Raw genomic sequence first — 18,266 nt, 5'->3', positions numbered from 1 at the left:
CGTTCGACGTCATGTCGTCCGGCGAGATCCTTGCCACCCGTGCGGAACCGCCGGCGACTGCCGATCTCACTACGGATTCCCTTCCCACCGATCGTTGCCCGCGTGCGTCACGCGCCGCCACTCGCTCGGCGTCATCCCGTAGGCGCGGCGGAAGCGGCGGGCGAAGTGGGAACGATCGCGAAAGCCCCAGCGGGCGGCGATCACGCCGATCGAGCGGTGGGCGGCCAGGGGACCGGAGAGCTCGGCCCGAATCCGTTCCAGGCGTTGGTCGATGATCCACTGGGCGAGGGAGAAGTCGGCGGCGGCGCAGATCTTGTAGAGGTAGCGGGGAGAGACGCCGTGGGCGCGGGCGATCATGGTCGCGTCCAGGTCGGGGTTGCCCAGGTTGCGCAGGATGTAGGCGCGGACTCGGGTCAGGAGCACGCGGCCGGGCAGGATCGTCGCGTCGAGATCGGGACGGGCGGCCGAGAGCAACAGGCCGCGAACCAGTTCCGCGCTGGCGGAGCCGGTGTACACGGCGGCGACGCCGGCGCTGAGCGCGTCGGCGGCGGCCGTCAGCGCCAGTATGTGGTCCGCGGTCAGGCGGTACAGGGGACTCTCGCGCACCGCGCGGGCCGCCGAGTGCAGCACGCGCGGCGGCAGATCCAGCCGATCCAGCGGCACGTACAGGCAGGTGGAGGCCCCGCGCCCGCTCCAGCGAAAGTCGTACGGCGCGTTGAGGTCCATCACGTGCAGCTCGCCCACCGGCACCGTGCACCGATCACCGAACTGTTCGTACCGGCCGAGGCCGCGCTGCTGCACCGCGATGGCGAGCATGGGCGCTTCGAACGCGCGCACCTGACGTTCGGTGCGGCGCAGCCGGATTCCGGACATCTCGGCCCGGAACACGCTCTCGGTCCCGAACTCCCACGTCTCGAACACGCCGTGCACCGGTCCCCCGGGGTCCTCGTGCGTCACGTGCGAGGGCACCGAGGAGGTCTGCATGGCATCGCAGATGGCGTCGGCGCGTTCGTGCGCCGCGAGCTCCCGCGTATCGAAAACTATGGTCACGGCCGTGACGACCGATGGAGATCTGCTGGCATGGTCAGCAGATTCTGACATCTTGGACCGATGTCCGGTTAGTGCACGATCCGCATATGTCGCCGGTACCGGCGCCGAATCCGGCACCGGTACCGGTGGGTCACCATTCCTCGCGAGACATCATCGGCTCGCGGTCACGGCGGCCTGGATCGTGTCGGCCACCACCGCGGGCTGCGAGACCAGCGACGCGTGGGAGGCATCGATCTCGACGGTGGTGCCCGGCGCGGCGCGCTGGGCCATGAAGCGCTGCGAGGCGGCCGGAATCACCCGGTCGTCCCGCGAGAGCAGATACCAGCTCGGCGTGGTGGCCCACGACGGTGCGCCGCTCGGTTCGAGATTGGCCCACAGCGCCGCCGAGTTCTGATGATCGAACATGGTCGCCGCGGTGGCCGCGCTGACATCCTGGGCGAAGATCTCGTGGAAGTAGGGTTCGGCGATGTAGCCGTCCACTCCCCCGTCGACCGGCTTCAATTGCAGTGCGGGCGGCAGGATTCGGCTGCCCGGGAACTGGATCGGGCTCAGCAGTCCCTGCACGAACTCACCCTGCGCGGGCGCGAACGCCGCGATGTAGACGTTGGCCTTCACCTTGTCGTCGTGGGTGTTGGTGATGACCGCGCCGCCGTACGAATGTCCCACCAGCACAACGGGTCCGTCGATGGTGTCGAGCGTGCGCTGTACGGCCTGCGCGTCGTTGCTCGGTCCCCGGAGCGGATTGTCCACGGTGACAACGCGATACCCGCGCTCGCGCAGTTCCGCGACCACGCCGTCCCAGCTGGAGGCGTCGGCGAACGCGCCGTGCACCAGCACCACCGTGGGGTCCGCAGGCGCGGCGGAGGCGGGGGCGAGCGGCGCCAGGGCCAGGACCGCCGCGGCGAGCGCGGCCGCCAGCGGGCCGCGCCGGAACGATCTACCTACCGTCGATGGCATGTCCGATCAGCCTTTCGCCGAGTTCTTCAGGGACCAGTCCAGGGCGTAGTCCGCGATCTCCTCCCAGCCGTCCTGGCTGACCAGGCGATGGGTGCGGCCCGGGAATTCCACGCGCTCCACCAGCGCGGTGCCCTTGGCGTACTTGGCCAGGGTGGCCTTCTGAATGGCGGGCGGGGCGACATTGTCGATCTCACCGGAGATGAGCAGCAGCGGCGCGCGATCGGCTTTCCGGAAGTCGACGGCGGTGATGCCGCCCTTCTCCCGGGGCAGGGACAGCACCCCTTCGAAGAACACCCGGTTCGAGGAGTTCACCGCACTGGCCTCCCACTCGCGGTCGGACTCTTCGCGACTCAGGTCGTTGCCGAAGGTGTAGTGGAAGTGCGCCTTGGAGATCGGCTTGGCGCCGTTGCGCCCGAACGGATTCGACAGAATCGGCAGTCCGGTGCGCAGCGTCGAGTTGGGCAGGGTCAGGATGCCCGCGGGCTGGCCGGGGGCGACGCCGACCGCGGCGACGCCATAGCCGCGATCGGCCAGCATCTGGGTGAAGATGCCGCCGAACGAATGCCCCATGATGATGGGCTTCTCGGGCAGCGCCTCGATGATCCGGGCGTAGGAGTCGACGATCTGCACGATGCCGACCCCCTTCAGCCCGCTGGGATCCTTGCGCACGTCGGCCGGGGAGCGGTCGTCGATGCCCGGCCAGCCCGGGGTGATGACCTGGTGGCCGCGCGCGCGGAAGCGACCGGCCCAGGTGTCCCAGCTGGAGGGGGTCATCCAGAGGCCGTGAATGAGAACGATGGGCGGTTTGGCGGTGGGGGCCGGCTGATTCATTGTGGTGTCCTCCGTGATCACGAGCGGATGAAGGTGAGCAGGTCCTGGGACAGGCGCTGCTTCTCGGTGTCGGGCAGGGCGTGTCCGGCGCCGGCGTAGACGATCAGCTCGGCGCCGGCGACGAGCTTGGCCGAGCGTTGCCCGCCGACCTCGAACGGCACGATCTGATCGTCGTCGCCGTGGATGACCAGGGTCGGGACGTCGACGCGAGCCAGGTCGTCCCGGAAATCGGTGGCCGAGAACGCGGCGATGCATTCGTAGGCGTTGCGGTGCCCGGAAGCCAGGCCCTGCAACCAGAAGGAGTCCCGAACACCTTGCGGGACATCACCGTTCCGATTGTGGCCGAAGAACGGCCCGTCGGCGAGATCGCGATAGAGCTGCGACCGCGAGGCGCGCTCGCCCGCGCGGATGCCATCGAACACCTCGATCGGCAGCCCCTCGGGGTTGTCCTCGGTCCGCAGCATGAACGGCGGCACCGCCGAGACGAGCACGAGCTTGGCCACCCGCGCCGACCCGTGCCTGCCCACGTAGCGGGTGATCTCCCCGCCGCCGGTAGAATGCCCGACGAGCGTCACCCCGGTCAGGTCGAGGGTGTCGAGCAGGGTCGCGAGATCGTCCGCGTAGGTGTTCATCTCGTTGCCGGTCCAGGTCTGCGTAGACCTGCCGTGCCCCCGCCGGTCGTGCGCGATGACCCGGCACCCGTTCTCGGCGAGAAAGAGCGCCTGACTCTCCCACGCGTCGGAGTTCAACGGCCATCCGTGGCTGAGCAGGACCGGCTGCCCGTCCGCGGGCCCCCAGTCCTTGTAGAAGATCCGGGTCCCGTCCTCGGTGATCACATGGCTCATGACGAAGTCCTACTGTTCGGTCGGCGACGCGCTACCTCTCGAACTTCCCCCACGAACGTCCCCGCCGGACCACGTGAACCGGATAGTCCTGTCCGGAATACGACGAAACCGGTCGGATCCAGCGGCGCGCTGCTCGCATTACGTCGTCGTCGCCGGCCTGTCGAGCCTTACAACGGAGGCGCCTGCCGACGGTGCCGGGAGCGCACCGCGTTGCCGCCGTGTGGCTTTCGGGTGGCCCGAACGCCGGCTTTCGGCGCCGGCCCCGACTCCCAGCGAACCTCGTAATCACGCCCCGTGACAGCTCGCACCGCCGACCGCAGCGCAGTCACATTCTGCGGCTGGGCCAACCGCTGGGCCAGTGGCTGATGAACATGGGTCAGGACGATCGCCCGCTCTTCCACTCGAACGATGGAAGCCCCTTCCAACAGAGCCGCTACCGCCGCGCCATACGCTCTCGCCTTCGCTCTGATGTCGGGCCAGGCATCGGCAATGTCGAGAGTCTCGTGCGGAGCCGCGCGTTCGTGCGCGACCACTCGCCGAACCGCCGTCGCCAGCTGGGAACAGGTGGCGAATCGATCGTCGGGGGCCTTCGCCAGGGCACGCGCGATAATGCCGTCGAACGCGGTGGGCACCGCGGCGTTCTCCGCGCTCGGCTTGGGGATAGGCGCATTCGAATGCGCCGCCACGAGCTGCACGGTGTCGCCGTCGTACGGGAGTGCGCCGGTCAGGAACTGATACAGCGTGCATCCCAATGAGTACACGTCCGCACGCCCATCGACCTCGGCCCGGAAATCGAACCGCTCGGGTGCGGCGTACCGGAAGGAGCCGATCATGTTTGACGTGAGCGTCAGTCGACTCGTGTCGTGCACGGCCTTGGCGATACCGAAGTCGGTGAGAATCGCGCGTTCACATATCCCTGCGGTGAGCAATACGTTGGCGGGCTTTACATCTCGATGGAGAATTCCCTTCGAATGCGCGAAGTCCAAAGCCTCCGCCACATCCGAAACAATCGACGCCGCGCGGGACAAATCGAGAGGACCGGTCCGCAGCTCCCGATCAAGCTCGGGCCCGTCCACGTAGGACATCGCAATCCACGGTCGGCCGTTCTCCGTGCCCGCCGCGTGAATCGCGATGATATTGGGGTGAATCAGGGCGGCTACCGCCCTGGCTTCACGGTCGAACCGCTTGCGGAGATCCGGGTCGATGCTGGCGAGGGGCCGCAGAACCTTCAACGCGATCATGCGGTCCAGCCCGTTGTCACGAGCCAGGTACACCTCACCCATTCCACCCGAACCGATCAGATATTCGATCTCGTAGTCGGCAAATACGTGCCCCCGCTCGAGTGAGCCGCTCACCCCGCGCTTCCTTCCGTCACGATCCTCTCTCGACGATACGCGCGAATTTGGTGGCGGCGACCGCAAATGTATTGTCGTTCTTGTATTTTCGGCGAATTGACACACACTGAGGAATAGCCGGACGGGCGGCTGGATGGTTGCCGATCGACACCCTCCGCCAAGTACTCGGCACTTCTCGAGGTGCTATCGGGTTCGGCACGCGCGGATCACGGCTCGGTCGCCTGGCGGCCCACTTCTTGGATCGCGCCGCCCAGGCGCTCGAGCCAGAACTCCATTGTGGCCGTGAGGACCTCGACCGACTTCTCGATCTCCATGACGCCGGCGACGTGGCCGACCGCCAGGCCGACGCCGGTGCTCAACACGCCACGTACGGCGCTGTCCACCAGCGGGCCGGTGACCTCGGCGCCTTCGGGCAGGTGTTCCAGGAACAGGACCCGGCCGGACTCGACTATCCGTTCGACCGCCTCGATGGTGACCTCACGCTGACCCGGATCGCGGATCACGCTGATCGCGTACTCGGCGGCCAGGATCATCGGGGCGCGATTGGCCGCCATCTCGGCGGACCACCACGAGCTGATCGCGTCGCGGCGCTGGTCGAGGCTGCCGTCACCGGCGGCGATCGCCTTGACCAGCCGAGACAGCGAGGAGTTGCCCCAGCCGCGCAGCACCTCGAGGCACAGCGCTTCCTTGCTCTCGAAATTGCTGTACACCGCGCCGATCGTGCGGCCCGCCTCGGCGGCGATCGCGGCGAGGGAGGTGGAGAAGTAGCCGTTGGCGTAGAACAGGATCTCCGCGGCCTCGATCAACTCATCGCGTGTGCGCGCCTGACTCTCGGCGCGGGTCAACACTTTACGAGCCGCCATCCGATCCTCCGATGTCGTCCGCCGACGGGCCGGCCAGCACATAGTTCGATATTTCGAGTACCGAGACTATCCGGTTCTGTGCAGATGCCCAAAGCGTTCCGCCACCGACGGCCGGTGAACCCTCAGGAGCGTGCGCGCGCGGCCAGCACCCGCCCGATCTCGGTGACCGGAGCGTCCCCGTAGAGCCACTCGCGCGCGATGCTGTGCCAATTGCCCGTCGCCCCGAGCTGCCCCAGGATCCCGAAGGTCAGAAAGTCCGCGCGGCGAGAGAAGACATGTTCGGGCGGCAGCATCTGATGCCGTACCGCACTGAATTCGGCGACCCGCGGATCGACCGCGGAAACCACTGCGGCGGTGGCGATTTCCGGCGTGATGGCGATCTCCTCGTCGGCCAGGTTCCACGCCGACGCGGCCCAGATGTATCCCAGGCATTCCTCGGGATCGACACCGGCGTCGGGATCCACGATGCCGCGGCGAACCAGCAGCGCGTAGAGATCATCCGCCCGCTGCTCGCACGCGAGCCGCCCGAGCTCGCGCTCGAAGTCGACGTCGGCCGGGCTCATCCGGTTGTACAGACCGAAGTCGATGAACCCGACCCGCCCGTCGGCGGCCAGCAGCACGTTGCCCGGATGCGGATCACCGCAGAACTCACCGCGCTCATACAGCGATCCGACATAGAACCGGTAGATGAGTTCGCCGATGTGATCGCGGTCCACGGCGGGCAGCGTCCGCATGTGGTCGAACGACTCGGACTCGAGGTACTCGGTCACCAGCACCCGGTCCGAGCAGAGCTCGGGCACGCTGTCGGGCACCACGATGAACGGATGCCCGCGATAGTGCGCCGCCACCGCGTGCTGGGTGTGCGCCTCGCGCCGATAGTCCAATTCCGATTCCAGGTTGCGGGCGACCTCGTCGATCAGCTCTCCCCCGCTCAGCGCCGGCCACATCGACTTCCAGAGCTTGGCGAACAGGGCCAGATTGCGCAGGTCCGCCCGCACCGCCCGCTCGACGCCCGGATACTGCACCTTGACCACGACCGCACGGCCGTCGCGCAGCGTCGCCCGGTACACCTGGCCGATCGAGGCGGCGGCGATGGGAGTCTCGTCGAAGTCCCGGAAAACCGTTGCCAGCGGACCATATTCGTCTTCGATCACGGCGCGCATCGCCGGGAATTCGACGGCGGGCGCCGAATCGCGTAGCGCCGCGAGCTTGCCCCGGAAGCGTTCGCGGTGCGACTCGGGAACCAGATCGAGATCGATCATCGAGAACATCTGCCCGATCTTCATGGCCGCGCCCTTCATGCCGCCCAGGACGTCCACCACCTGTTCGGCCGCCTCGATGGTCGATCGCTGCGCCAGCATCTCGCGCGCCCGCTCGGATCGGCCGATCATGCTCAGCTTGACGGTCGCCCCTCGGGCTGCCTGCCCGGCGGCCAGCATTCCGAGCTTGCGCCCGCGCGCGATGCGGCCCGTGGGAACCCGTTCGCCCATACGGACCCCTCCCCTCGCCAAATACACATTGTGTTACTATTTACATAGTCATACTATCCAAGGGATGGTGATCGTCAATCCCGCGATGGGGCTAACCACGGGCAGCGAGAGGTCGACCGCCGATGGCGACGCGTAAAGTCCTCACCCGAGCCGAAAGCCAGGCTCACACTCGCGAAACGCTCCTGGACGCGGCCGAACGACTCTTCTTCGCCGACGGCTATCACGCCACCTCCATCGCGGCCATCGCCGCCGAGGCCGGTCGCACCATCGGCGCGCTGTACAGCAACTTCGACAACAAGGAAGCCCTCTGCGCCGAGGTCATCCAGCGCGGCCTGGGCCGCGAACTGGCGAAGCTGATGCCGTTGCTGATCGCGGCGCCCGAGGACATGGAGGCCCGTCTCGAGGTGCTGTCCCGCTGGTGGACCCGCTCGTCCACCGATACCTCGCTGCTGATTCTCGGCGCCGAGTACCTGATCATCATCATGCGCAGCGCCGCACAGCGGGAGAACACCGCCGAGATGATCAGGCGCGTCGTCGAATCCGGCCGAGTACTGCTGGAAGACTTTCTGCCGGAGGGCATTCCATCGGATGACCCGATGACCGAGGACGCGGTCCGCGCGATCTTCGCCACCGGCGCGGGACTGATTCTCGGCTCGGCGGGCGAGTCCATCACCGCGGACGAGTCCGCCCGGCTGCTGGCCGAGACGATCCGGCTGTGGGTGCGGCGGATCCTCGAACACGCCGCCACGGTGAGCATCGCCGGCGAGGCCCGTTGACCCCGCGCTGCCGCCCGGCGGTGACGACCACCGGGCGGCAGCGGTCTCACACCGCGTTCGGCACCGGTTTCGCGCCATCGCTCGCGGCACGCTCACCGGCCGATTCCGCTGTCTCGTAACGGTAATCGTCCAGCGGGAACTCGCGCGTGCGCCGCCGGGCGGCGAAGAAACTCTCCGGCCGGATGTAGGTACTGTCCCCCTGCGAGTTGCGGTAGTACGTCGGCACGTGCCCGTTCAGTTCGCACAGGTAGTAGCGCACGCCCTCGGCCCGCGCGTGTACCTCGCGGTGGTATCGCTCGGCGGCGTCCGCGCGCACCTCGCAGACGTCGGCGCCTCGCCGGCGGGTCTCGGCTATCGCCCGGATCGCGTGATCGGCGGTCGTCTCCACGAAGGCATGCCAGCTGGTCCCGCTCCAGGAGTAGGGACCGACCAGCGTCCAGCGATTCGGCAGGCCCGGCACCGAGACGCTCTGATACGCCTGCAGGCCTTCGGCGCGGTAGAACTTCGCCAGGTCGAAGCCATCGCGGCCGACAACCGTTCCGGGAAGGTAGGTTTCGGGGTCGGAGAACACCTCGTATCCGGTGGCCAGGACCAGCACGTCCAGTTCGCGCAGCACCCCGTCGCGGGTCCGGACGCCGCCGGGGGTGATCTCCGCGATCGGATCGGTCACCAGCGCGACGTTGTCCCTGTTGTAGGCCGTGAGGTAGCCGGTCGACATCGTCGGACGCTTGGCCAGGACCCCGAAATCCGGGCTCAGTTTCGCGGCGGTCTCCGGATCCTTCACCGCGAACCGGACGTACCGGCGATAGCCCGCGATCATCCAGGCGTCGAACCGATTCGCTGCCGGGCGGAACACGCCGATCGGTGAGTTCGAGACCAGGCGGAGTATGAGATCCACTGCCACGAACGCGATTCCGTTGATGGCCGCGGACACCCCGGGCACCGCGAGCGCCTTCTTCATGATCGCCGGGACGACGAAGTCGGGCTTGGGCACCGACCACACCGGGGTGCGCTGGAAGACGGTGAGGTGCTCGACCTCGGGCGCGATAGCCGGAATGATTTGCACCGCACTGGCTCCGGTTCCGATGATCCCGACTCGCTGCCCGCGCATGTCGAAGTCGCCGTCCCAGGATGTGGGGCGCTGAACCTTGCCCGCGAAGGTGTCCGCGCCGGGAATGCCGACGTCGCCCTTGGGCCGGACGAACGCGCCGATCGCACTGATCACGAACCGCGCCGTGATCACCGAACCGTCCTCGAGGTGCAGGGCCCAGCACCGCGCCCGCTCGTTCCACACCTCGCGTTCGACGTTGGCGTTGAAGCGAATTCGCTCGTAGAGGCCGAAGCGGCGCGCCACGTCGGCGTGATACCGCTGCACCTCGGGACCGTGGGCGAAGAACCGGGTCCAGTCGGGCTTGCGGGCGAACGAGTACTGGTAGGTGGTCGAGGGCACGTCCACGGCGATGCCGGGGTAGCTGTTCTCGTGCCAGCTGCCGCCGACGTCCTCGGCGCGTTCGAGCATGACGAAGTCGTCGATCCCGCTCATCCTGAGCTTGGCGCCCGCGGCGATGCCGCCCGGCCCCGCGCCGATCACGGCGACCTCGTACTGCGGTCGGATCGTCATCTCATCCACGGCCGACCACCTCCGAAACAGTCTCGTGTCCAATGGATTCCGCGAACTTCTCCGCGCCGGCGATCAGCGCGTCGGCGCGGTCCCGGGCCCAGTCCACGAACTCCCAGGCGACGGTGCCCGCCACCCACAGCACCGGGCACAGCACGCCGGCGAAAGCCCCGATCATGCCGTTCTCGCCGTTGAGCGGGCCGGAGAGCGTGAAAACACCGGTGATCGTGCAGATGTCGACCACGATCACCGCGACGCACAGGTGGTTGAACCAGCGCGGGAACAGGCCCGAGCGCCGGGAGATCAACAGTGCCGCAAGGGCGAACGGGACCCATACCGGCCCGAGCAGCGCCGCCGAGACCAGCGTGACGATGTGCAGGCCGTGGATGATCGAATCCGGGGAGTTGCCGGACAGCAGCACCGTCGCCGCGAAGATTCCGGATTCGGCGAAGAAGAGGCCGAGCACGAGGATCTCGCTGAAGATCGCCGACCAGGTGTAGACCCGGTTGCGGCTGGTGTCCGCGGCCCACAGGGTCCCGATGAACGCCGCGGACCAGACGCCGCCGAGTACGAACATCAGCGCCAGACCGGCCGAGACCACCCGCAGCAGGGTGTTGTATTTCTCGTAGAACTCCACGGTCCCGGCGATATCCGAGCCCTCGGGCATGACGTAGACGAGCAGCAGCACGGTGACCACGAGTATCGCCATGCTCACGGCGATGACCGACGCGTACCAGAGCTTGATGGCCGTCGGTTTGATCATCGTCAGGGCGAGCCGGTCGAGCGCGGCTTGGGCGAGCGTGGGCTCCCCCGCGTGCCGACCGGAATCCGGGTGCCGAGTAGAGCTTTGCGCCATTGCAGAACCTCCTGTTTTCGGGGCGATGGGAGCGCTTCCCGAAGCATTCAGATAGCCACGATATCCAGATATCTACGACACGGCAAGAACCAGCAAGCTCCCAGCTGGACGCTGATAGTCCGTACGCGAGCTGGGCCGAACCCCGTTGGGAGCGACTACAAGTCCCAGTTCAGAGACGATCTAGATCCACAGAGATTTGCCGACAATCCAGATTGCATCACTATTCCAATAGGTTTACTATCCGTTTCAGGGAGATGCGCATCAACCGAACCGCCGGGCTCGCGCCGCCGCGAATTCTTCGGCCGCGAGCGGGATCAAGGACGATCGACAGGAGTCGGAACATGGGTTCGAACACCAGGAAGCGCGCGCCCGCCGGGCCACTGCCCGAACTGGAAGCCGTGGTGGTCGGCGCGGGCGTCGGCGGTATCGCGGCCGGGTGCCAGCTGCGGCGCGCGGGCATCGACGACTTCGTGATCCTGGACCGGCGCGCCGATTTCAGCGGCACCTGGATCGCCAACACGTACCCGGGCGTCGCACTCGATGTGCCCTCGACCTCGTACGAATTCACCTTCGCCCCGAACCGGTGGTCGCGGGTGTTCGCGCCCGGCGCCGAGGTGCGCGAGTACTGCCGGCGGGTGGCCCGCGAGCACGGGCTGTACGAGCGCGCCCGCTTCGGGGTCTCGGTGGAGCGTGAGGTGTGGGACGACGACAATGGTTTCTGGACACTGCATTTGGACGACGGGACCACGCTCACCGCGCGGTACGTGCTCAACGCGACCGGCTTCTTCCTGGAACCGCGCTCGAACTCCGGCATCCCGGATGTGGAGCGATACCGGGGCAAGCTGATGCTCTCGGCCGGATGGGACCACTCCTACGACTACACCGGCAAGCGCGTCGCGGTGATCGGCACCGGCGCGAGTTCGATGCAGATCGTGCCGTCACTCGCCCCGAATGTGTCCCAGCTCGACGTCTACCAGCGCACCGCGACGTGGTGTTTTCCCAAGCCGGACTTCGCATTCGGCCGGATCGGGCGCGCGCTCATGCGCTCCCAGCGCTTCCATACCGCGGCGTACATGGCCAATTGGTATGCGTACCAAGCGATTGTCGTGGCGGCCGAACGACTGCCCAAGCGCGCCGCGCTGGCGTTGGTCGCCGCGGCCGAGGCTGCGCTGCGCGCGGCCTACCGGGTGTATCTGCGCTTCCAGGTGAAGGACGCGCGGGCCCGCGCGGCGCTGGTGCCCCGCCACGGCATCATGGCGAACATGCCCACGTTCGGGCGCGGATTCCTGCAGACGTTCAGCCGGGCGAACGGGCAACTGCTGACCACACCGATCGAGCGGTTCACCGAACACGGCATCCGCACCGCCGACGGCGTCGAGCGCGCGTACGACATGATCGTGCTGGCCACCGGATTCCAGGTCGCGTCGGATCCGGAGTCGTTCCCGATCGGCGCGGTCACCGGCCGCGACGGGCTCGATCTCGGCGAGTTCTACCGCGCGAACGGGATGCAGGCGTACGCCGGTGTCACCATGCCGCGCCTGCCCAATCGCTGGTTCCTGTACGGGCCGTACGGCTGGAGCGGGGTGACCTGGATGAGCATGATGGAAAGCTCCGGGCTGCACGTCGCCCGGGTCATCACGGAGGCGCGGGCGCGCGGAGCGCAGGTCGCCGAGGTGACTCCGGCCGCGCACGACGCCTGGCACCGGGCCATGATCACCAGTCCGTTCACCGTCGTCGCCCAGGAGTATCTGGTGGAGCGGCAGGTCAAGCGGCACAACGTGCGCAGCTACTTCTCCAACGCCCGGGGCGAGACGCCGATTCTGCGGCCGTCGCAGGGATTCCGGAACTCGCTGTGGGATCACAGCGAAACCTTCGATCCCGCATCGGATTACACGTTCCGGACGGTGGGCGGCACCCGGACGACGAAGGCCACGGAGTCGACGGGCGCGACCACGTCCGAGCCCGCACCGGCCGCCACGTAGCACCGTCGTCGCGCGCTCCGGCCTCATCGCGCAATAGGCGTTCACAGACAACCGAATTGGAACTGATCATGAGAATTCCGTTCAACGGCCCCGTTGCGAACAAACGAGGGCGCGTCGTCATCATCACCGGTGCGGGCAGCGGGATCGGCCGCGCGATCGCGCTGCGCCAGGCGGCCGCCGGCGATGTCGTCATCGCGACCGACATCGACCTCGCCGCGGCAGAGCAGACGGTGAAGCTGGCCGAGGGCAGCTGCCACGCCTACGCGCTCGATGTGCGCGACCCCGAGCAATGGGAGTCGGTGACCGCCGAGGTGATCACCCGCTTCGGGGTGCCCGACATCCTCGTCAACAATGCCGGGATCGCGGTGGGCGGCGCGTTCTTCGACCAGACCCCGCAGGATTGGGAGAAGGTCATGGCGATCAACGTGCACGGGATCGTGCACGGCAGCCGGGTCGTCGGGTCGACAATGGTGGGGAGCGGTCGGCCAGGTCACATCGTCGTCATCGCCTCGGGCGCGGCGTGGACGCCGAACCGCGTGGCCCCGTCCTACTCGGCGTCCAAGGCGGCCGCGCTCATGGTGGCCGAGTCCCTGCGAACCGACTTGGCGCCCAAGAACATCGGCGTAAGCGCGATATGCCCAGGCGTGACCCGCACACAGCTGGCGGCCAACGCCACCCTGGTAGGCGGACAGGACACCGAGGCGATCGAGGAGTTCCGCACCCACTTCGCCGACGCCCAGTCCCGCTACAGCTTCGCGACCCCGGACATGGTGGCTCGAGCGGTACAACGGGCGATCCGCTACAACCTCGCCGTGGTCCCGGTGAATTTCGACGCGACCGCCGCCTGGCTGCTCCACCGCCTCTCCCCCGGCCTGCTGCGCGCGATCTGCTCGATCCCGACGATGGATCTGGCTCAGAGCGGCGCGAGCCTGGCCTTCAGGCGCCTGCCCGCCAGGCTCGCATTCCACCGCGATTGACTGTGGCGCGGACGTTCGGACGCCCGAGGCCGAGCCCCGATACTGTTCGGGCCGTTTGGCTTCGGGCGTTCCGCGCCGTGCGGACTACTTAACCGCCTAGACCGCGCATCTCGGTCGAGCGATACAACCATTCCTGCCTTGAATGTGGTGTTTCTAGCGGTTGCAGATGACCGGAACATCCAACCGCCACATGGGGAGTTCGCCGTTGTAGTCCGCCAGCGACCAGATCCTGGCCGTCAGCTCAGTGGGCGAAGAGATTCCGTTACTCAGGAAAGCATCCGCGAGCCGCCGCGCGACGTTGTCACAGACGTTCTTGGCGTTCGCGAGCGATGTCTCCCAAATGTCGTACTCGTTGAGCGTCCAGCCCTCGGCGTGCCACACCTCGATGTCGTCGTCGAGCCCGAAAGGGTGCGTCGAGACGGTGAACACCTCGAACATCGATTCAGCGACCTGTGCCGTCACTCCCTTGCCTGGCACGTCGAACTGTATGACGGTGTCGCCGCACAGGCCTTCGCGCACCATCGCTGCGAGATCTTCAGCGAACCGGTCCCATTCACTCATGCTCGTTCGGGGTCCGACGGTGTTCCGGTCCGCCGGCGGATCGGTTCGGCCGGTCCAAGTGCCCAATCGGACAGCGGTGAGCCACCGATCGGTTCTCTGGTCGCGCTGAGCAAGGTCTGCCGCGGGAATCACCACGAGCTCGTAGTTGTCTCCGCCGGTATCGATCGATACCAGGGCGCATCCCAGCTCATGACAGCGCTCCCCGGTCAGCTCCAGGAAGAACTCCAACTGGTCACCGAACGACCAATCCTGGCACTCCGCCAGGAAGTTTGGATGCCACTCCCAATACGTGCCACGGGGATAGAAGCCCCGTGTCTCCACTGCGTCCCGCGCTACCCGAACAGGGTCGCTGCAGTCCAGAAACACACGCTCCGACCAGATGGCCGCGCTCAGCTCCTCGCGAGGATCATCTGCCGTCGACCGAATCGCCTCCGAAACCTCAGGCATAGCACGCGCGACCACTGCCGCCACCGCCAACATGTCTTCCCGCAGCGATTCTGCCGCCCCTACCTGGCGATTCACCGAAACTTGCTTATCCATCAGAATTCCCTTGCCCAAAGACGCTGCCTTGCAGCGAATTAAAGCCGAGTCCACCGACACGAACTCCGACCAGGTAGTTCACGGCACGTCCCGCAGGTAGACGTCGACCAATCCGGTGGCCAGAGTTCCGCGAACTCTCGTTTTGCCGCACACCGCGCTGACCGAATCTCCGGCGGGAGCCGGACGCAGCGAGACCGGCTGCGGCGCATGTTCATCCGCTCCAGCCGAGTTGCGGTCGACTCCCTACTTATCGCGCACTATCGGCCATTCAATGACGGTTTCCGCCAAATCTCGGGCGATTGTGCACGCTAATTCGCCTCCGAGAGGAGCGGCACCCATCCGATGCCGACGAGATCCACCCGCACCAACATGCGCAAGAACCTCGGGAACGGCCGCAACCCGCGTCTTTCGTCACAGCCACGGTGACCGTCGGCGAACGCACCGAACTGCCGAACTCCACGCCGCCGCGTCCTGGCGAGGGTCGGAGGGAGTGTCGGGCCCGAGCCGAGGTATCAGTCGTTGTGCTGATCTGGTGACTGCTTGGCGGGTGCGCAGGACATCGCCAACATGGTGGGAATGGTGCTGAACCATCGCTGGTAGTCGGTCCATTCGGTTGCCGGAATATCGTTGTGCGGCAATTTAGGTGGTTCGTGTATGCCGGTGACGACGAGGCCGTGGGCTGTCAACTGTTCGACGTACCACGACAGCGGCCGATGGTAGTGGCGGTGTCCGCCGAAGGAGTCCACCCACCGGGTTTCGGATTCCAGATATCCGGTCACCTTGCGGTAGCGGTTTCCGTCGGGGTCGTCGACGATGGCGTGGTTGAAGAAGGCCGGGTGCAGGATCGAGAAGACGAACACGCCCGAATCCTGGAGTGCGGCGGCGACATCGGCGATCAGGCGGTCCAGGACGGGGATGTCCATCAAGACCATGTGCGCGACGACTCGATCATACCGACGGGCCGCCTCGGGAAGGCCGAGGGCGAGATCGTGCTGACGGAAGTCGATCTCGGGATAGTCCGATCGAGCAGCGGCCAACAGCGCCTCGCTGCCGTCGATCCCGGTAACGCGGGCGCCGGCTAGACGCATTCGCTCCGCCAGCCATCCGTGCCCGCACCCCAGGTCCAGAATGTCGAGATCGTCCACAGCACCCAGTCGAGACCACAGGAACGTGTCTATCCGCCGATAGAAGCTGTCGGCCGATCCCAGAACTGTCGCGGCGTACTTGTCGGCGGCCGCGTCCCACAACCGCAGGTCTTCGGAACTGTTCGTCACCGTCAAAGCCTGTCCCGCCTCGGCGGGACGATCAACCTCTTTGCCGCAGGACTGCTCAGATGCGGGCGACCATTCCAGTGCTGCAGAACAATTGATGACTTCGCGAGCAAACCGACCGGATAACCCTTCGATGACAGCGAAGGCCATCGCTGACATCTCATCGGCCGCGCACCGCGCTGAGCGTACCCACCAGCGCGAGCACTGGAAGATCGACAGGCCGCACCGACTCGAGCTGGCAGAGTGACCGATCACGCCGACTATCCTGACGTTCCCCGGTAGCCCGCCCAGTGAACGAGATCGTTGATACTCACCCGCCAGGACCGGACCACCGAATTGGTGACGAATACAGCGACCTCCGGAATCCCTTCCAGCTCGGGGACAGTCGCGAGCAGGTGCAGGTACTCGCCCGTGTCGAGCTGCGCCGCGAAGGGCTGATCAGGATCGTCGAGCGCGGCCTCGACCCGCGTCTGCGGCTCATCGCCGACCCATGGCCTGAGCAGAGCCGCAACCTGCTCGAACGACATCCCGCCGAGCCAATGTTGTTGCGGCTGACCGATGGTGAGGGAATCGACCGCCTCGAAGCACATCGATGACCAATCATCGATGTTGTCAGCCCGGCATCGGCGAGCCAATGAAACGATGCTGAACTCACGCGGACAAGGTTGCGGATCGCCGACCGCCAACACCACGCACCCCATGTCGATGTCCTGGCCGTCGGCGCCGAAACAGCCGAGGGCCTCGTCCACCTCCTCGACGAACAGCGCGTACTCGTCGGTGGTGAAGTGGCCGCACCACTCAGGGACCATGGTCTTCGCTCCGCTCACATCTCAGGCAACCGGCCACATCGTAGGGCCCGGGCCCGACATCACACCCAGTTCGCCGAGGGCCTCGTCGATCATGCCGAGCTCTCTGGAGCCGCGTCGGACTCCTGTGCCATGGTCCCGCCGTTCGGTGAGCCGAGCGGAGCGGTCAACAGTAGCGGATAGGTTGGGGGGCACCGGCCGTAGAACCTCAGATTGCGGACTGTCCGGGCGAGATCTCGGTCTTCGGGTTCCAGTATCGACGATCTCGACGACGAGATCCGGGAATACCTCCGCCAGGTGCGGGAACTGCTCCGCCGTCATTCTTCGCACCCTACCGCCGACCGCGGACGCACCTCGATCGGCGATCTGGCTACAGAATTTCCCTTGCTGGACAGTGATTCTCAACATGTGCAACGGCGAGTTGAGGAATGCGGGACCGAGGTTGGTCCAATCCCCGACCGCTTGGCCGAGCGTCAGCGGCGGGGATCTCGGGCGCTCACATCGACCCGGTGCGGAGGTAATCGGAGCTGCCGAACGACACGCAGGGGTCCTCCTCCGGTTGCGGATCGGGGGTGCTGCCGGCGGGGGCGGCCTCGATCGTCACCACCAGTTCCTTGGTGATGAATCCCGACTGGGCTCGCAGGGTGTGGGTGCCGGGGGTGGTGGGGACCCAGGCCATTCGGGTGAACCGGGGGAACTGGTTGCCGGTTGGGACGACGTAGGTGCTGCCGACGCAGCGGCCGTTGTCGTAGAAGTTGACCGTCGGGGTCTCGTACATATTGGTCGTGCCGATCGGGGCGTTCAGGTTGTACGTCTTACCTACGTAGTAGGTCGTGTGCTGACCGCTGATGGTGAAAGTGGCCTCGGCGGACGCGGTCGGCGCGGCGGCGAACGCCAGCGCCGTCGCCAGCAGGGAAACCTTTGTCGCCCAGCCGAATCGGCGGCGGGCGGTGGCGGTGGTGATCATCGAGTCCTCTTCCTACGGGAGCGGTCGATGAAAGGTAGCGACCCGCAGGAGTGAAATACTTGGACTTCAGAAATTCGTTGTGCCCCGAATTATGGGGTCGGATCAGCCGGGGTGGACCTTCCAGGTGATGGTGATATCGGCTGTCGGGACGGCTTTTTCGATCGCCGCGCGCAGGGACCCGTCGAAAGCCTGCCGCCACTGCTCGAAGTCGGGGACGGGCAGGGGAGTCTCGCTGCGGCCGTATACCGTCCACATATGGTCGGCCATGGCGACGCCCAGGCGGACGTGGGTGCTCAGATCCTGGTCTTCGAGCAGTCGGGTTACCGCCTCGTAGACTCCCTCCCCTTCGTTGTCACCGATCATTCCGTAGATATCGAACGTCCAACGCAGGTCACCAGACATGCAGTACAGCCTAAGACGGGCAACCGACATTCACTGTCGGACAATCAATCTCGAGCAGCAGGGATGATGAACGTCACCGGCACCGGTCGGAGTGCTCCAGATCGCTGAATGTGGCTCGG

17 protein-coding genes are annotated in these 18,266 nt (G+C 66.5%); 3 read left to right on the top strand and 14 right to left on the bottom strand.

Annotated elements, in window-relative coordinates; all coding sequences use genetic code 11:
• Nucleotides 1-69: 69 nt before the first annotated feature.
• From ACWIGI_RS00755 to ACWIGI_RS00725, 7 genes are all read right to left on the bottom strand, one after another.
• Nucleotides 70-1,050: a helix-turn-helix domain-containing protein gene (locus ACWIGI_RS00755; RefSeq protein ID WP_454200226.1), complete on the bottom strand. Its 981-nt coding sequence runs from the start codon at nt 1,048-1,050 to the stop codon at nt 70-72.
• A 150-nt stretch (nt 1,051-1,200) separates the two neighbouring features.
• Nucleotides 1,201-2,007 (bottom strand): alpha/beta fold hydrolase, encoded by an 807-nt coding sequence (locus ACWIGI_RS00750; RefSeq protein WP_454200225.1) that lies wholly within the window; start codon nt 2,005-2,007, stop codon nt 1,201-1,203.
• Nucleotides 2,008-2,013: 6 nt separating this feature from the next.
• Nucleotides 2,014-2,838 carry an alpha/beta hydrolase gene (locus tag ACWIGI_RS00745; protein WP_454200224.1) on the bottom strand — a complete coding sequence of 275 codons (825 nt, stop codon included), beginning with the start codon at nt 2,836-2,838 and terminating at the stop codon, nt 2,014-2,016.
• 17 nt (nt 2,839-2,855) lie between these two features.
• Nucleotides 2,856-3,683: an alpha/beta fold hydrolase gene (locus ACWIGI_RS00740; protein ID WP_454200223.1), complete on the bottom strand. Its 828-nt coding sequence runs from the start codon at nt 3,681-3,683 to the stop codon at nt 2,856-2,858.
• Nucleotides 3,684-3,850: 167 nt separating this feature from the next.
• Nucleotides 3,851-5,038: a protein kinase domain-containing protein gene (locus ACWIGI_RS00735; protein WP_454200222.1), complete on the bottom strand. Its 1,188-nt coding sequence runs from the start codon at nt 5,036-5,038 to the stop codon at nt 3,851-3,853.
• A 206-nt stretch (nt 5,039-5,244) separates the two neighbouring features.
• Entirely contained in the window at nt 5,245-5,901 is a 657-nt protein-coding gene (locus ACWIGI_RS00730) for a TetR/AcrR family transcriptional regulator (protein WP_454200221.1), read from the bottom strand.
• A 122-nt stretch (nt 5,902-6,023) separates the two neighbouring features.
• On the bottom strand, nt 6,024-7,391 hold the full coding sequence (locus ACWIGI_RS00725) for an ABC1 kinase family protein (protein ID WP_454200220.1): 1,368 nt from the start codon (nt 7,389-7,391) through the stop codon (nt 6,024-6,026).
• A 122-nt stretch (nt 7,392-7,513) separates the two neighbouring features.
• Between ACWIGI_RS00725 and ACWIGI_RS00720 the strand changes: the two genes are divergently transcribed.
• Nucleotides 7,514-8,167 (top strand): TetR/AcrR family transcriptional regulator, encoded by a 654-nt coding sequence (locus tag ACWIGI_RS00720; RefSeq protein ID WP_454200219.1) that lies wholly within the window; start codon nt 7,514-7,516, stop codon nt 8,165-8,167.
• A 46-nt stretch (nt 8,168-8,213) separates the two neighbouring features.
• On the opposite strand, the gene ACWIGI_RS00715 is transcribed toward ACWIGI_RS00720, so the two are convergent.
• Nucleotides 8,214-9,788 carry a flavin-containing monooxygenase gene (locus tag ACWIGI_RS00715; protein ID WP_454200585.1) on the bottom strand — a complete coding sequence of 525 codons (1,575 nt, stop codon included), beginning with the start codon at nt 9,786-9,788 and terminating at the stop codon, nt 8,214-8,216.
• 1 nt (nt 9,789) lies between these two features.
• On the bottom strand, nt 9,790-10,641 hold the full coding sequence (locus tag ACWIGI_RS00710) for a hypothetical protein (RefSeq protein WP_454200218.1): 852 nt from the start codon (nt 10,639-10,641) through the stop codon (nt 9,790-9,792).
• Between the two features lie 341 nt (nt 10,642-10,982).
• Between ACWIGI_RS00710 and ACWIGI_RS00705 the strand changes: the two genes are divergently transcribed.
• Nucleotides 10,983-12,623 (top strand): flavin-containing monooxygenase, encoded by a 1,641-nt coding sequence (locus tag ACWIGI_RS00705; RefSeq protein WP_454200217.1) that lies wholly within the window; start codon nt 10,983-10,985, stop codon nt 12,621-12,623.
• Between the two features lie 68 nt (nt 12,624-12,691).
• Entirely contained in the window at nt 12,692-13,600 is a 909-nt protein-coding gene (locus ACWIGI_RS00700) for an SDR family NAD(P)-dependent oxidoreductase (protein WP_454200216.1), read from the top strand.
• 153 nt (nt 13,601-13,753) lie between these two features.
• On the opposite strand, the gene ACWIGI_RS00695 is transcribed toward ACWIGI_RS00700, so the two are convergent.
• From ACWIGI_RS00695 to ACWIGI_RS00675, 5 genes are all read right to left on the bottom strand, one after another.
• Nucleotides 13,754-14,701 (bottom strand): DUF6630 family protein, encoded by a 948-nt coding sequence (locus ACWIGI_RS00695; RefSeq protein ID WP_454200215.1) that lies wholly within the window; start codon nt 14,699-14,701, stop codon nt 13,754-13,756.
• A 512-nt stretch (nt 14,702-15,213) separates the two neighbouring features.
• On the bottom strand, nt 15,214-16,122 hold the full coding sequence (locus tag ACWIGI_RS00690; protein ID WP_454200214.1) for a class I SAM-dependent DNA methyltransferase: 909 nt from the start codon (nt 16,120-16,122) through the stop codon (nt 15,214-15,216).
• A gap of 110 nt (nt 16,123-16,232) precedes the next feature.
• Nucleotides 16,233-16,781, bottom strand: a complete 549-nt coding sequence (locus tag ACWIGI_RS00685) for a hypothetical protein (protein WP_454200213.1) — start codon at nt 16,779-16,781, stop codon at nt 16,233-16,235.
• A gap of 493 nt (nt 16,782-17,274) precedes the next feature.
• Nucleotides 17,275-17,745 carry a hypothetical protein gene (locus ACWIGI_RS00680; protein ID WP_454200212.1) on the bottom strand — a complete coding sequence of 157 codons (471 nt, stop codon included), beginning with the start codon at nt 17,743-17,745 and terminating at the stop codon, nt 17,275-17,277.
• Nucleotides 17,746-17,847: 102 nt separating this feature from the next.
• Nucleotides 17,848-18,147 carry a hypothetical protein gene (locus ACWIGI_RS00675; protein ID WP_454200211.1) on the bottom strand — a complete coding sequence of 100 codons (300 nt, stop codon included), beginning with the start codon at nt 18,145-18,147 and terminating at the stop codon, nt 17,848-17,850.
• Nucleotides 18,148-18,266: the final 119 nt, after the last annotated feature.

It is taken from the genome of Nocardia sp. NPDC055321, from assembly GCF_053645575.1.
The sequence above is the reverse complement of the archived record's forward strand: the minus strand, read 5'-3'. Positions and strand labels throughout refer to the sequence as shown.